The organism is Floridaenema evergladense BLCC-F167 (genome assembly GCF_041929205.2).
Lineage (GTDB): Bacteria > Cyanobacteriota > Cyanobacteriia > Cyanobacteriales > Aerosakkonemataceae > Floridanema > Floridanema evergladense.
On the sequence record NZ_CM171625.1, the window covers coordinates 3031613 to 3046586 of the forward strand.

Genomic DNA, 14974 nt, shown 5'->3' on the forward strand with positions numbered 1-14974 from the left:
TTAGAGATGGTTTATAATATTATAACTACTAATTCTTAGCTGCCAAGATAATTGACATAAATCCTCCAATTTTATACGGATTACTGATGATGGAACTGTATAATTTCTATAGTTATGCTTTTTTGAAAACCCCTACCGCTGCTCTAGAAATTCCCATAGGCATCGCGGGTGAGGTATTCCTAATTAATGGTGGTAACATTTCAGCTTTAGTGGAAGCGGAAGTATCTTTGTCATCGCTACAAAACGATGATCAACAATTAATTTCAGCGGTTTTATCCCACGATCGCGTTATTTGTGAGATCTTCCGTCAAACAACTATTTTACCCTTACGCTTCGGGACATCTTTTGTTTCTCAAGAAAAATTGCTGCTTCATTTAGAAGCTCACCAAAATGAATATTTAGAAAAGATTCACGAACTAAAGGGTAAAGCTGAATATATTTTAAAATTTACACCTCGAAAGTTAGAGGAACCAGCTATCCCTTCTGAAGTCGGGGGAAAACAGTATTTTTTAGCCAAGAAACAGCGTTACCAAAACCAGCAAGATTTTTACATCTTGCAAACAGCAGAATGGGAGAATGTCGTTCATCTAATTACCGATATCCATAAATCAGCAATTATTTTCCCCGCTCAGGGTGAAGATGCACGGATTTTTCTTTTAGTCAATCAAACTGAAGAAAACTTACTAAAAACCCAGTTTCGCAATTGGCAGAGAGCTTGTCCCCGTTGGGAATTACAACTAGGTGAAGCTTTACCTCCTTATCACTTTATCTAACCAATTAATTATGACAACTCAGAGCTTTTTAAATCACCAAATAAACCAATACGACTCGCTGCACTTAGCGATGTTCAGCGGTAAAGGTGGAGTGGGAAAAACTACTCTTTCCTGTGGGTTTGCCAGACGTTGGGCTAAATTATTTCCCAATGAGCAAATATTATTGATATCCACTGACCCCGCTCATTCTTTGGGAGATGTGTTGCAAGTGAAGGTTGAAGATAAAGCTTTACCTTTAGATGATTTACCAAATTTGAGTGTTAGAGCCTTAAATGCGGGAAAATTACTGTTAGATTTTAAGGCTAAATATGGGAAGTTTTTAGAATTGTTAGTTGAACGGGGTAGTTTTGTTGAAGGAGAAGATTTAACACCTGTTTGGGATTTAGAATGGCCGGGGTTAGACGAACTAATGGGTTTGTTAGAAATCCAACGCTTGCTAACAGAAAGAGTGGTGGATAGAGTAGTGGTTGATATGGCTCCTTCCGGTCATACTCTAAACTTATTGGGCATTAAAGATTTTTTAGATGTGATTTTAAAATCTCTGGAATTGTTCCAAGAAAAACATCGGGTGATTACCCAAACTTTTAAGGGAAGTTACAATGCAGATGAAGTGGATAATTTTTTAATTCAGATGAAATCTGAGTTAACCGAAGGAAAGAAATTGCTCCAAGATAAGAATTGTACTACTTGTTTGGTAGTGGCGATCGCCGAACCAATGAGTCTCCTAGAAACCGCTAGATTTATCGACAGTTTGCAAACCTTAGAAATTCCTTGTGGTGGATTGTTAATTAACCGAATTTTACCTGAATTCAATTTAGATTCAGACCGCTACAGCGAACAACAGATTTTACTGGATAAATTTCTCAAACTGGCGGGACACAAGCCGATTTTTACGGTTCCCCAACAAGCAGTAGAACCTTTGGGAGGGACAGCTTTAGATAATATTATCAATCAAATTCAGAAGATCGATCGCGTAGAATTAGCCGCACTGCCGTCGATAGAATGGCCCCAAAAAATCCCCCCCAGTTTTAATGATTTTATTGCCGAAGGACGACAATTAATTTTAATTGGTGGTAAAGGTGGAGTCGGAAAAACCACCGTTGCCGCCGCTATCGGTTGGGCATTAGCGAATCGCTATCCTGAGAAAAATATTCGGATGATTTCCATAGACCCTGCCCATTCTTTAGGAGATGCCTTTGGCGAAAAATTGCACCACGAACCAACTCAATTAACTCATAACTTAAGCGGTCAAGAAGTGAATGCCGACATCGTTTTAGAACAATTTCGCAATGATTATTTGTGGGAATTAGCCGAAATGATTAGTGGTGAACGAACTGAATCAGGGTCAATAAAACTTGCTTACAGTCCAGAAGCTTGGCGACAAATTGTTGCCCAAGCTTTACCCGGTATTGATGAAATGTTATCCTTGGTAACAGTGATGGATTTGTTAGATCAAAAACAGCAAGACTTAATTATTTTAGATACTGCCCCAACAGGTCATCTACTCCGCTTTTTAGAAATGCCAACTGCCTTGGGAGATTGGTTAGCTTGGATCTTCAAATTGTGGATGAAATATCAAAATGTGTTAGGTCGCGTAGATTTAATGGGGCGGTTGCGAAATTTAAGACAGCAAGTAATGCAAGCGCAGAAGAAATTAAAAGACCCCCAACACACAGAATTTATTGGGGTTGTGCAAGCGCAAACAGCAATTATTGCTGAACAAGTGCGACTCACAGCTTCCTTACAAAAAATGGGAATTTCACAGCGTTATGTAGTGCATAACCGCTATAGCCCAGATGTGGAAATTCATCCGCAATTGTTTGCCGAACAAACTATTGTTCGCTTACCCAATTTACCTCGGTCTGTTCCCCCAATAGACCGAATTAAAGGAGCAGCCAATCTCCTATTTTAGGTTAGTCAAGTCAGTGGAGTAAATATCAGGAGGAATTTTATGAGCGATTTATTCAAAGGCTTTGAACAATTAGTAGAATTAGCCAAAGTCTTAGAAGAAAAAATTGACAAGGGAGAAATTAAGACGGAGATGCAGTTTAATACTCGTCCGTTGAGTAATATTCCCCGTTCAGGAGGGATTCCCCGTCCTGGTGGAATTCCCCGTCCTGGGAATCCAGGTAGCGATATTGGGACAAGTCGAATTCGTACCCAACCACCATCGGATTCCGGTACAGGCGATGTTGGTGGAGAGTCAGACTCAGTGAGTCCGCCGGAGGATGCTTCTTTGAAAGATATTGGTGGGTTAGGTGAAGTTCTCAAAGAACTGAAAGAACTGATTGCGATTCCTTTAAAACGCCCTGATTTGTTAGCTAAATTGGGATTGGAACCAACCAGGGGCGTGCTTTTGGTTGGCCCACCGGGGACTGGCAAAACCCTGACCGCCCGTGCTCTGGCGGAAGAGTTGGGAGTTAATTACATTGCCTTAGTTGGGCCAGAAGTCATTAGTAAGTATTACGGAGAAGCGGAACAAAGGTTACGTGGAATCTTTGAGAAGGCGGCGAAAAATGCTCCGTGTATTGTGTTTATTGATGAAATTGATAGTCTCGCCCCAGACCGCAGTAAGGTGGAAGGGGAAGTGGAGAAACGACTGGTTGCCCAATTGTTGAGTTTAATGGATGGGTTTGCTCAAACTAAGGGTGTGATTGTGTTGGCGGCGACTAATCGCCCAGATCATCTTGACCCAGCGTTGCGTCGTCCGGGAAGATTCGATCGCGAAGTGCAATTTCGCGTTCCTGACCGCAATGGACGTTTGGAAATCTTGCAAATTCTCACTCGTTCCATGCCGTTGGATGAGTCCGTATCCTTAGAAGTAGTTGCTGATAGTGCGGTCGGATTTGTTGGGTCTGATTTAAAAGCAGTTTGTCAAAAAGCAGCTTATAGTGCTTTGCGCCGTCAAGTTCCTTCTATAGAGTCGATCATTCCAGATCAGATGACGGTTTGCCAGTCGGACTTTGATAGAGCACTTAAAGAAGTTAAACCTGCTGTGCTGCGTTCTGTGGAAGTTGAGTCTCCTAATATTGTTTGGGATGACATTGGCGGACTGGAAAATATCAAACAAACTTTACAAGAATCAGTAGAAGGGGCGCTGCTGCATCCCGAATTGTATTCCCAAACGAAAGCGCAAGCACCGAAAGGGATTTTACTCTGGGGACCTCCGGGAACTGGGAAAACTTTACTGGCGAAGGCAGTTGCAACGAACGCGCGAGCGAATTTTATCTGTGTCAATGGGCCAGAATTACTGAGTAAGTGGGTGGGTGCTAGCGAACAAGCAGTGCGAGAATTGTTTACTAAAGCCCGACAAGCTGCGCCTTGTGTGGTGTTTATTGATGAAATCGATACTTTAGCGCCAGCCCGGGGGCGTTATAGTGGTGATTCTGGGGTGAGCGATCGGGTTGTGGGACAATTACTTACAGAACTGGATGGATTGCAGGTTGGGGCAACTATCTTAGTAATTGGTGCTACTAATCGTCCCGATACTTTAGACCCAGCTTTAATGCGGGCGGGAAGATTGGATTTACAGTTAAAGGTGGATTTACCAGACCAGAACAGTCGGTTAGCAATTTTACAAGTACACAATCAAGACCGTCCTTTAGATGATGTCGATTTGGTGGCTTGGGCCGAAGCGACAGCAGGGTGGAATGGTGCTGATTTGGCGTTACTATGTAATCAGGCGGCTCTAGAAGCGGTGCGTCGCTATCGTCGTGAAGGGATGACAGACCCGAGTGCTATTCGGATTACAAGTGATGATTTTAATTACGCTTATCAAGTTTTAGTAGAACAGCGTCCGGTTTGACACCCTCAGCTAATAAACGGAAGTGGGATTTGAGAAAAGCTTTTCTCAAATCCCACTTCCAAAAATCGAATGGTGATGTTTGCTGGAATCCTTGCCAATGTATAAACGACTAAAACTGGCTTTCCAATCGGTTTGCCAGTTCAAAATCAAGGAAATTGAACTGCTGCGTCAGCGTATTGCGGAACTGGAACAGCAGTTGCAACATAGCACTTCTCAACTTCAAGAAGTCAAAGCTGCTGTTGAGAGACAAGAGATACAAGCAGCTTTGCTGAATCAAATTGTCCATGCGATGCGAGAAACGCTGGTTCTGGATGAAATTTTGCAAATTGCAGCTAATCAGCTACATTCTGCACTAAATGTGAGTCGTTGCCTGATTTTTCGACCAGATGCTGATAATCAGTTGGAAATTCGCTATGTTTCTGAGTCTACCTCTGAAGGAAACTGTTTAATTGGTTTGCAGTGTGATTTTTATTGTTATTACCAAACACAGTTGATGAGTGGCGAACCTCTGGTTTTACCTCGCATCGAGGCAAGTGAACCAAGGGAAATTCTCAAAGCTGTAGAAAACTGCAATATCCGTGCGCTGATGATTGTACCACTGATTTACCAGCAACACTTTATTGGCGGAATTAACTTAAGTGAATGCCGAAAGGAACGAGATTGGACAGCAGAGGAAGTGGAATTTGTCAAGAGTATTGCTGACCATTGCGCGATCGCCATTCATCAAGCCGAACTTTACCAACAAGCACAAACGGAACTCCAAGAACGTCAAAAAGCGGATTTCGCACTCAGGGAAAGTAATGAATTATTCCAACAGTTAACCGAAAATATTCAACAAGGTTTTTTCGTCAGAGACCCCCAACAGGACAAATTACTTTACGCCAGTCCTACCTTTAAAGAAATTTGGGGTTACAGTTCCCCAGTAGCAGGTAAAAACAGAGCTTTTTTCAATCCAGTTCATCCAGAAGACCGCAAGCGGGCGATAACTGCGCTTGACTCCCAGAAATCCGGGCAACCTCACTACTGCGAATATCGCATTATCAGACCAGATGGCGAAATCCGCTGGGTGAGTACTGGTAGTTTTCCCCTGAAAGATGACCAAGGCGAAGTTTACCGGGTTACTGGTATTGTAGAAGACATTACCGAGCGGAAAACTGCTGAGTGGAACTTGCACCAACAAGCGGAGCGAGAACGGCTTGTCCGAATCGTCACCCAACGAATTCGCCAATCTCTAAATTTGGATGAGATTCTCACAACCACTGTTGCGGAGGTACGGCATCTCCTGCAAACCGACCGGGTAATCGTATTTCAAGTCGAGCCGGATGGTTCGGGTGTGGTGGTAGAAGAATCTGTAGGTGATGGTTGGCAAAGTGTTCAGGGACAGTTGATTTTCGATTCCTGTTTTCCCAGTTATATCGAACCCTATCGTCAGGGACGAGTCCGAGCGATCGCAGATATTGACGATGGTAGCATTCAATCCTGCCATGCCGATTTTTTAAGACATTTTGATGTCCGAGCTAACTTAGTCGTTCCCATCATCCAGAACGATCATCTTTGGGGCTTGCTGATTGTCCATCACTGCGCCGATTCCCGACAATGGTCGATTGCGGAAACCGAACTGCTCAAACAAGTGGCAGACCAAGTAGCGATCGCCATCCAGCAAGCACAACTTTATCAACAGGTACAACATGAACTGGCAGACCGCATCCAGGCGGAAACTTTTCTGCGTGAGAGTGAAGCCAGATTTCGCTTGATGGCAGACAGCGCCCCTGTGTTGATTTGGTTAGCCGATGCTGAAGGAGAGTCCACGTTTTTTAACAAAACTTGGCTGAAATTCACTGGACGCTCCCTAACGCAAGAACTTCAGGGAAGTTGGACAGAAAGTATCCTACCCGCTGACCTGGAACAATATCTCGATCGCCGCATCAATACCATTAAAGCCAGAAAACAGTTTTCCTTAGAATATCGTCTGCGCCGTAGAGATGGAGAATATCGTTGGATTTTAGAAAAAGGTGTACCTCGCCTGACTCCTAACGGTGAGCTTCTCGGTTATATAGGCTCCTGCATCGACATTACCCAGCAAAAACAAGTTGAAGTCAAACTACAAAAACTCAATGAAGAATTAGAAATTAAAGTTCAAGAGCGCACCCAAGAATTACAGCAAACTGTAGAAAGATTGGCAGAAGAAATAGTCAAACGTTGCCACACAGAAACCCAGTTGACTATTGCTTTAGAAGCAGCATTAATGGGAACTTGGGACTGGAATCTTCAAACCAATCAGGTTAAGTGGTCTCCCAGAACTGAATCTATTTTTGGCTTGGCTCCTGGTTCTTTTCCTGGCACTCAAGAAGCTTTTATTAACTGTATCCATCCAGAAGATCGTCCTGCTGTCGGACAAAGTATCCAACAGACTCTTTTAAACAAAATTCCTCACAATTCTGAAACTCGAATTATTTGGCCTGATGGTACTATTCATTGGATAGCTTGTATGGGTAATGTGATTTGCGATCGAGCAGGAATTCCCATTCGCATGACCGGGGTAATTATCGACATCAACGAACGGAAGCTGGCAGAAAAAGCACTCTTGACATCCCTGAAAGAGAAAGAAGTACTACTCAAAGAAATCCATCACCGAGTTAAGAACAATTTGCAAATAATTTCTAGCTTACTCAAGCTGCAATCTAGTTATATTAAAGATGAAGAAGTTATCGCTTTATTCGCAGAAAGCTACAACCGCGTAAGGTCAATGGCACTGCTCCACGAAAAGTTGTATCACTCTCTGGATTTAGCTAGAATCAATGCTGACGATTACATTTCTAATTTAACCAAAAATTTATTCAGTTCTTACAATATTTCCGGCAATTTTATAGATTTAAGAATCACAATAGATGATTTAAAGCTAGATATTGATACCGCAATACCTTGCGGTTTAATCATTAATGAACTCGTGACTAACTCGCTCAAATACGCATTTATTGGTAGACAAAAAGGGCAAATATGTATTACATTTTTGCAACAGGATAACAACACTCTTTATTTAAAAATCAGCGACGATGGGGTGGGATTACCTCCTGATTTTGATATTGAACAGATTCAATCACTAGGATTGCAGTTAGTCGTTAATCTCACCGAACAACTGGGTGGAAAACTTGAGATTGATTTTACTAATGGCACTTCTTTTATCATTACATTTTGACTAATCACCAACGCAGTGAGAGAAAGAGTTAAGGCAGCAGGTTAACACAAAATAGATATAGAAATCGTGTCTAACACAAGCTTTTTTCGCTCCAAAATATATTATTTCTTGTCGAGCAAATTGCCCCTCAGACTGGAAGTCTGGGGCTATACAAACAAAGTCCGCCTGCGCGGACTAATAGATCTAGGCAGGCTTTGTTTGTGTAGCTGCGATTTCTAATCGCCTGGTATTTTTGCTAGTCAGTTTGCCGCAGTTGCAGAACAATAAAACGCCAGCAAGTAGTTTTGAGTGCGCTACTGATTTGCTTTGTCAATCAGTTGTACGGCTATAGGATTTGTCAGTATTCCTAAACAGCCGAGTAATTTTTCTATGGGAGAAGCAACAAGAATTATGTAGGAGGAAATTCATGATATTTCCAAATGATCTTTGGCAAGGAAGTTGCGATGATTGGAGCGATCGACTTATTGATAGCAATTTATTTGAATGGCAGCAGAATTTTATTATTTAAAGCTGTCGCCGCACGCGCTACGCGATCGCACCTGGTATACCCGCGTTAATCCCGATCTTGCCCATCGGATTGTCCGAGAACATTTGGTACAAGGTCAACCGATTAAAGATCATCTTTATCCACCAGTCAAGGTGGAATGTTAAAGTTGGCAATTTTGATTAATTCACAGGAGACAATAGTATGAGTTACATTGAATCGAATCTGACATTAAAACCAAATCTAACTCAAGATTGGTTTCGGGGATGTAAAGCGATCGCAAAAAGTCAATTTTGGTTTTTCCTCCTCTTAGCTTTAGCAACCGCAAGTAATGTTGTCTATACTTGTACCGTTCCCTTGGTGGGATTTGGTGCGATCGCCGGATCGACTCTTCCCCGTCGTCGCGCCTTAGCTACAGTAATGACTGTTTGGCTAGTCAATCAAGTATTAGGATTTGGCTTTCGTCAGTATCCTTGGACAATCACGACCTTTGCTCGACAGGTGCAAGATCTCAGTAAAAACGTTTATTTCTTATCTAAATTGATGTCGATGTCTACTTAAGAAGGCTGTAAAAGTTTGACAGTTTGTCGCTTGACGCGAACAGTTAATTAACGTATCTTCACGTAAGTATTTTCAAGGACTGCGTACTGGATACAGTCTGCGATTAAGGGTGTGAGGAATTTGAGTGAACAAACACAAATTATACCATTGGATGAGGTTGAGTTTTGCCGTATCAGTTTTTGTAGCTTTCCCCGCCAAGGCTGATGTGTTACAAGAGAGCCAAGAGAGACTAAAGCAGCCCAATACTTCTAACTCTCAATCTTTCATAACTCAAATTCCCCGACCCAACGAAATCGATCGCGACAGCGTGCCGGAAGCATATCGCCCAGCCACCACTATTAAAGAGTGGCTGTCTCAGTCTTCAACTCCCGTTCTCGATTCCCCATCCCCAATTCAAATAACGGGTGTGCGACTCAATTCAACAGCTAATGGCATTGATGTCATCCTAGAAACTGTAGGAGGTAAAGCACTTCAAGGTTCTACCTCCAAAGAAGGAAACAACTTAATTGTTGACATTCCCAACGCTCAGTTGCAGTTGCCAGAAGGCAAGGAATTTCGTCAGGAAAACCCTGTTGAGGGCATTACCTCAATCGATGTGACTAATGCTACACCTAACAGCGTGCGAGTCATAGTCACTGGAAGCAAGGGAACACCAGTGGGTAAAGTGGTTTCGGGCCAACAAGGGTTGATTTTGAGTCTGACACAGCCTGAAGAAATAGAAATCGTTGTAACAGCACAGAAACGACCTGAACCTGCTCAAGAAGTACCCATTAGCCTAACGGTAATTCCTCAACAAACCTTGGAAGATGCCCAAATTAATTCGCTTCAAGAAATTGCTAACAACACGCCCAACTTCAGCTTTTTCCCAACCAATGCTGGAGGCTCTGACTTTAGTTACTACAGCATTCGTGGTCTGAACAACTTTAACTTTTTAGTTAGTCAAGATAGTGCTGGCTTCTACATTGATGATGTCCCTTTTGATTTCGGTGCTTTCTTAAACTTGGGATTGCTGGACTTGGAGCGAGTTGAGGTGCTGCGAGGCCCCCAGAGTACCTTGTATGGCAGAAGTAGCCCTGCTGGGGTTGTCAACATTGTTTCTCGTGGGCCAACCAATTTTCCAGAACTTCGCATCGCAGGAGGTTATGGTAACTATAACTTCCGGGAAGCACAACTCTCTTACAGTAATGCGATTATTCGCGATCGACTGGCATTTCGATTAGCCGGAGCCTATCAAGCACGGGATGGTGTATTCTCAAATGAAACCCTCGATCGCACAGTGGGCGAACGCGAACAAATCTTGGGACGGGCACAACTGTTGTGGACTCCCTCACGGGAATGGAGTGTTTCCTTCAACACTTATGTCAATAACACTAACGACGGCGATCCTGTATTTACCCGACAGGATGCTGACGATCCCTTTGAAACCTTTAAAGCGGTTGATGGATTCGTTCGACTCAACAGCAATACTCAAGCATTGAGAGTTGGCTACAATGGCACTGGCTTTCGGGCTACCTCGATTACCGCACGGCGCTTTAGCAATCAAGAAGTTTTGGCGGGTGATAGTTTCGCTCCACCGCTCGATCTTGCCCGCTCAGTCATTGACTTCAACTCGACAGTATGGACGCAAGAAATTCGATTTCAGTCACCTGCAAATGCCGATTGCGCTACGCGCACGCTATGCGAACGCTTCAAGTGGTTAATCGGTGGATATTACGAGCGAAGAGGGTTTAATGTTGACAATGATGCCTTTGAATATACCGCTCTTGGCGCTGCCCGGTTTGGCTTGCCTTCTGCCGGACAGAATCGAGTAATTGCCGAACAGGATCGCAATACTTATGCGGTGTTTGGACAGATTGACTACAAGCCGATCGAACCCCTGACTTTATTTGTTGGGTTGCGCTATGAGACATCTAATTATGACCTGGATCGCCGTCGCATTTTTGCAGCGGCAGACAGCGTGACAGTCTTAAATCCAAGAATTCAAACAGAAGATAGTAGCAGTGAAGTCATCCCTCGGTTTGGGCTGCAATACCGCTTTAGCCGGAATGTAATGGCGTATGCCACGATCGCCAAAGGCTACCGACCGAGTGGTTTCAACTATCGCGCCGATACGGAAGACATCCGGCGCTATCAGGAAGAAAAGACTTGGACTTACGAAGTTGGGGTGAAATCTTCCTGGTTTGGCGATCGCTTAATCGCAAACTTGTCTGTGTTTCACAATGATGTCAACGGCTATCAAGTGTTGCTGGTTGATGAATTTGGCTTCTTTAGAAATATTGCCAGTGCTGATGTGAGTGCAACTGGGCTGGAATTTGAACTGGGCGCAAAAGTGATAAAAGGATTGGATATTACTGCTGGATTTGGTTACGTAAATAGCCAATTCACAAGGTACAAAAATCCCCTGCTAGGAAGCGACTTCAGCGATAATCGCGTTCCCTTTGCACCAGATATTACTTACAACTTAGCGTTGCAGTATCGCAGTCCCATCGGTATTTTTGCCCGTGCCGAGTTGCGGGGCTATGGCACAACGTATTTTGATGATGCTAATCAGGTGAAGCAAGACCCTTTCGCGATCGTCAATTTGCGTCTAGGTTATGAATGGCGCAATTATGGTATTTATGTCTTTGCTAACAATTTATTCGATACTCGCTACATTACTTCTGGATTCCAATTCCCACCGCCCAATGTAACAGCAGGATTTGGTGAACCAGTTACTTATGGTTTTCAAGTTCGGGCAAATTTCTAGGAAAACTGGCTATTTTTATGAAAACGAAATTAATTCTGCTTGCCAGCCTTTATATCTCCCAGTACATTCCAACCACGTTTTTTATCCAGACTGTTCCGGTGTTGATGCGACAACAGAATATGTCACTCGGCGCGATCGGCTTTTTGGGTTTCCTGATCGTTCCGTCTGCCTTGAAGTTTCTCTGGTCGCCGCTGGTCGATCGCTACCGCCTGCCTGGGTTAGGACATTATCGGGGTTGGATTATTGGTTTTCAAAGTTTGTCGATCGTTACGCTGCTGGTGACAGCTTTTCTGGATGTGCAGACAAATATTACCGGATTACTTGTCTGTATGTTTTTAGCTTTCTTATTTTCTTCCAGCCAGGATATTGCTACGGATGCTTTAGCGGTTAACTTACTTCTACCTCAAGAGCGTGGGATTGGCAACGCGATTCAAGCGAGTGGCAATTTTTTGGGAGCTATTATTGGTGGTGGTGCAGCTTTGATTTTACTAGAGAAAGCCGGATTTCGGACTACGCTGCTGACAATGGCGATCGCCTTGCTGCTGTGTTTAGTCCCCATCCTGTTTCATCAAGAACATCTAATTTCAGTCGCCAAATCTACCACTCTCAAATCCTACCTTCAGCCGTTTATTCGCTTCTTCTCTCGTCCAAAGATGGGGTTATGGCTACTGGTGGTGCTGCTGTATATGATTAGCGAAAATGTTTCGGGTACGTTAATTCGTCCCCTGTTAGTCGATCGCGGCTTGTCTTTATCTGACATTGGTTGGTTACTGGGTGTAGTCAGCTACGTTTCTAGAATTATCGCTGCGTTGATGGCAGGAGTGCTGATCGGACAGTGGGGGCGTAAGCGTTCGCTCATTACCTTTGGCGTTATTGCCAACGTTGCTGCGCTGTTGTACATCTTACCTGCTGCTGGTGTTGCGAGTCCGTCGATCCTCTACGCGGTGTGCATTCTCGTGAGTGGGTTACAAAGTATGGCATACACCGCCCTTCTCACCGCGATGATGGATCGCAGCAATCCTACTACCGCAGGTACTGATTATACAACTCAAATTTCAGTCGCGTTTGTGGGTGTGGTTGCTACTACAGTTCTGGGTGGAATGGTGGCTGATGCGATCGGATATACACTCACGTTAATCATCGGTGCCGTTGTGAGTTTATCAAGTATGCTGTTGATTCCCAAAGTATACAAAGACAGTCACTAATTTTAATTGGGTTTCTTGCCAATCCTGGGAGAGTTGCAGTCAAGGAAAAGCAAATGGGTTATGAAATGGTAAAATTGTTGCCTAATTCTTCTAGAGTTTTCCCTTCAGAATCAACTTGGAATCAACAACTTCAGTTGCCAAATCAAGTTGCCAAAAATCAGCTATTAGAAGAAAAAGTCCGATAGTAATCACAACCGGAAATAGTAGCACGTAATGCGCGATCGCTAATCATACTATCAAATTTGATTCTTTCTGGCGACCGCTCATCTTCTCCAATTCGGAAAACACCATTTCCTTGCGGTACTAATACTTCTCCATCTCCCCAAACTGGGTAGATTATCCACAACTTATCTTGACGTAAAATAATCCAAAAATTGGAGTACCAGGGATTATGAGAACGGTAATGTCCTGTATAAGCTAACCATTGAGGAGGATAGTCAAATGTTTTGGTTTGGGTGTAGCGAGCGATCGCATACCATTGCTCTCCATAAAACACTTCTACTACTTGATTATCCGACCGCTTAAAAGTTAAAAGAAAAAGCGCAAATTCGGTATGATTAACATAAAAACTATCCCCATAACGCCGTTCTAAAATAATTTGCGTATCCTGGTATTCTAAAATTAAATGTTGATTTTGGACAATAAAAGTAAGTTGTTTGTTATCTCCCAAGTAAGTACCTGCATAATCATTAGCATTCTCAATGACTGTCGGATGATTAATTGCAGGTAATGAAGGTAATTCTTGACCTGAAAGTTCAGCTGTAATCAACTGGAGTGCTACTCTAGATATTTCCCCAGGATTCCCTGGTCTGTTGCACAAGACAACAACTCCCAGTCCATTATCCAAATCAAATGTAATATTGGAAAGATGACCGATCGTTCCCCCATGATGAAGGATGTAATTGTGGTTATTAGATTTCTCGATCGCTAAACCATATCCATAAAAAACTTCTTCAGTTTGATTAACTTTAATTACTGGCTGAACCATCAAATTAAAACTATTTTCCGAAATAATTTGCCTTGACGATGTACGTCCTTTATTTAATAAAAAGCGCAGGTAAATTGCCATATCCAAAGGTGTAGAAGCAATACTACCATCAGCAGCACCATATTCCAACCAAGGTGCTGGTACAAGAGGGTAATTTTGCGAGTAAGGACGGTCATCATAAAAGCGTTGATAACCAACAGCTAATCGGTTTCTTATAGCATTGGTAATCGCAGGTTCGGTATTAATCATACCTAAAGGTTGAAGAATACGTTGGCGCAAAATCTCTGCGTAACTTTGACTGATTAAATGTTCTAAAACACAACCAAGAGCTTTATAACCAACATTAGAATAATGAAAATATTCTCCCGGTGGTGAAGTAGCTGAACTTTGTGCTAAAGCGACAACTTCATAATGAGAATTAGGCGTAAAGTCTCTACCAGTAATAATACCCGCAGTATGGGAAAGTAAATGATGAATAGTAATCGGTTTGTAGATAGATTTTACTCCAAACCAAGGTAGGTATTGAGTGACGGGTGCGTGTAAGTCTAATTGTCCAGCTTGGTAAAGTTGAAGTAAGGCAATGCTAGTGAAAGATTTACTAATTGAGGCAATAGGAAATAAAGTTTCGGTGGTGACAGGAATATCGGCGGTAATGTCGGCTTTACCGTAAGTGCAAATATGCAACAATTGTTCTCGATCTGTAATTGCAATAGCTAGACCTGGAGTATGATACTCCTGCATTTTTTGACCAATGAAATGGTCGAGTTGATGAAGTGCTTTGTGAAACTTATTCATTCGTTTGTATTATCATTCCTTCTTTCTAATCTTGATAAATATTCCATTAGCAATAGCGTGGGAATGGATGAGATTACCTCATCGCCGTCTCGGTAGCGAAACATCTTGGGAATACAACCAACTTCTATGGTAGCTGCTATATTTTCATAGCGTGGGGTGTAGTCAATTGTGCAGTAAATTTGATTTTCTTGGCAACCAGCCAGTACAGCTGCAATAATATTTCCGTGACTAACAGGTTGGTCAGTAATGGTTAGCCAATAACCCAAATACTGTATCTGAAAGTGTGTATCATCTTGTTGGCGACAACGTTGAGGTTCAAGAGTTGTCCACTGGAGAAGTAGGGAATGCAAGTTAGGGTTAGACATCTGTAATTGAGTCATATTTTACTCAACAATAATCATTATAGTATAAGTGTACTACA

The 14974-nt window shown here is 42.8% G+C and carries 11 protein-coding genes; 9 read left to right on the forward strand and 2 right to left on the reverse strand.

Annotated features, from left to right (window positions below; genetic code table 11):
• Nucleotides 1-89 precede the first annotated feature (89 nt).
• The 9 genes from ACE1CA_RS14720 to ACE1CA_RS14760 all read left to right on the forward strand — a co-directional run bounded on the left by ACE1CA_RS14720 (nucleotide 90) and on the right by ACE1CA_RS14760 (nucleotide 12955).
• On the forward strand, nucleotides 90-773 hold the full coding sequence (locus ACE1CA_RS14720; RefSeq protein WP_459563715.1) for a GvpL/GvpF family gas vesicle protein: 684 nt from the start codon (nucleotides 90-92) through the stop codon (nucleotides 771-773).
• 10 nt (nucleotides 774-783) lie between these two features.
• Complete coding sequence (locus tag ACE1CA_RS14725; protein WP_413281343.1) at nucleotides 784-2685, forward strand: ArsA family ATPase; 1902 nt, start codon at nucleotides 784-786, stop codon at nucleotides 2683-2685.
• Between the two features lie 39 nt (nucleotides 2686-2724).
• Nucleotides 2725-4578 carry an AAA family ATPase gene (locus ACE1CA_RS14730; RefSeq protein WP_413281344.1) on the forward strand — a complete coding sequence of 618 codons (1854 nt, stop codon included), beginning with the start codon at nucleotides 2725-2727 and terminating at the stop codon, nucleotides 4576-4578.
• A gap of 97 nt (nucleotides 4579-4675) precedes the next feature.
• Nucleotides 4676-7774 (forward strand): PAS domain-containing protein, encoded by a 3099-nt coding sequence (locus ACE1CA_RS14735; RefSeq protein ID WP_413275540.1) that lies wholly within the window; start codon nucleotides 4676-4678, stop codon nucleotides 7772-7774.
• A 483-nt stretch (nucleotides 7775-8257) separates the two neighbouring features.
• Entirely contained in the window at nucleotides 8258-8425 is a 168-nt protein-coding gene (locus tag ACE1CA_RS14740) for a hypothetical protein (RefSeq protein WP_413275539.1), read from the forward strand.
• Between the two features lie 37 nt (nucleotides 8426-8462).
• Complete coding sequence (locus ACE1CA_RS14745) at nucleotides 8463-8819, forward strand: hypothetical protein (RefSeq protein WP_413275538.1); 357 nt, start codon at nucleotides 8463-8465, stop codon at nucleotides 8817-8819.
• A 151-nt stretch (nucleotides 8820-8970) separates the two neighbouring features.
• A complete protein-coding gene (locus tag ACE1CA_RS14750; RefSeq protein WP_459563544.1) occupies nucleotides 8971-11565 on the forward strand; it encodes a TonB-dependent receptor domain-containing protein in 2595 nt (864 codons plus the stop codon).
• Nucleotides 11566-11582: 17 nt separating this feature from the next.
• Nucleotides 11583-12770, forward strand: coding sequence for an MFS transporter (locus tag ACE1CA_RS14755; RefSeq protein ID WP_413275536.1), 1188 nt, complete (start codon nucleotides 11583-11585; stop codon nucleotides 12768-12770).
• Nucleotides 12771-12823: 53 nt separating this feature from the next.
• The gene (locus tag ACE1CA_RS14760; RefSeq protein WP_413275535.1) at nucleotides 12824-12955 is read left to right on the forward strand and encodes a hypothetical protein; all 132 of its coding nucleotides are present in this window, start codon (nucleotides 12824-12826) and stop codon (nucleotides 12953-12955) included.
• On the opposite strand, the gene ACE1CA_RS14765 is transcribed toward ACE1CA_RS14760, so the two are convergent.
• Nucleotides 12928-14553 (reverse strand): serine hydrolase domain-containing protein, encoded by a 1626-nt coding sequence (locus ACE1CA_RS14765; protein WP_413275534.1) that lies wholly within the window; start codon nucleotides 14551-14553, stop codon nucleotides 12928-12930. The genes ACE1CA_RS14760 and ACE1CA_RS14765 overlap by 28 nt on opposite strands.
• Nucleotides 14550-14933 carry a hypothetical protein gene (locus ACE1CA_RS14770; protein WP_486517889.1) on the reverse strand — a complete coding sequence of 128 codons (384 nt, stop codon included), beginning with the start codon at nucleotides 14931-14933 and terminating at the stop codon, nucleotides 14550-14552. The genes ACE1CA_RS14765 and ACE1CA_RS14770 overlap by 4 nt, the downstream gene beginning before the upstream one ends.
• Nucleotides 14934-14974: the final 41 nt, after the last annotated feature.

Coding starts and splice junctions, on each gene's coding strand:
- ACE1CA_RS14720 (WP_459563715.1), top strand. CDS start 90: ATGGAACTGTATAATTTCTATAGTTATGCTTTTTTGAAAACCCCTACC.
- ACE1CA_RS14725 (WP_413281343.1), top strand. CDS start 784: ATGACAACTCAGAGCTTTTTAAATCACCAAATAAACCAATACGACTCG.
- ACE1CA_RS14730 (WP_413281344.1), top strand. CDS start 2,725: ATGAGCGATTTATTCAAAGGCTTTGAACAATTAGTAGAATTAGCCAAA.
- ACE1CA_RS14735 (WP_413275540.1), top strand. CDS start 4,676: ATGTATAAACGACTAAAACTGGCTTTCCAATCGGTTTGCCAGTTCAAA.
- ACE1CA_RS14740 (WP_413275539.1), top strand. CDS start 8,258: ATGGCAGCAGAATTTTATTATTTAAAGCTGTCGCCGCACGCGCTACGC.
- ACE1CA_RS14745 (WP_413275538.1), top strand. CDS start 8,463: ATGAGTTACATTGAATCGAATCTGACATTAAAACCAAATCTAACTCAA.
- ACE1CA_RS14750 (WP_459563544.1), top strand. CDS start 8,971: ATGAGGTTGAGTTTTGCCGTATCAGTTTTTGTAGCTTTCCCCGCCAAG.
- ACE1CA_RS14755 (WP_413275536.1), top strand. CDS start 11,583: ATGAAAACGAAATTAATTCTGCTTGCCAGCCTTTATATCTCCCAGTAC.
- ACE1CA_RS14760 (WP_413275535.1), top strand. CDS start 12,824: ATGGGTTATGAAATGGTAAAATTGTTGCCTAATTCTTCTAGAGTTTTC.
- ACE1CA_RS14765 (WP_413275534.1), bottom strand. CDS start 14,553: ATGAATAAGTTTCACAAAGCACTTCATCAACTCGACCATTTCATTGGT.
- ACE1CA_RS14770 (WP_486517889.1), bottom strand. CDS start 14,933: ATGACTCAATTACAGATGTCTAACCCTAACTTGCATTCCCTACTTCTC.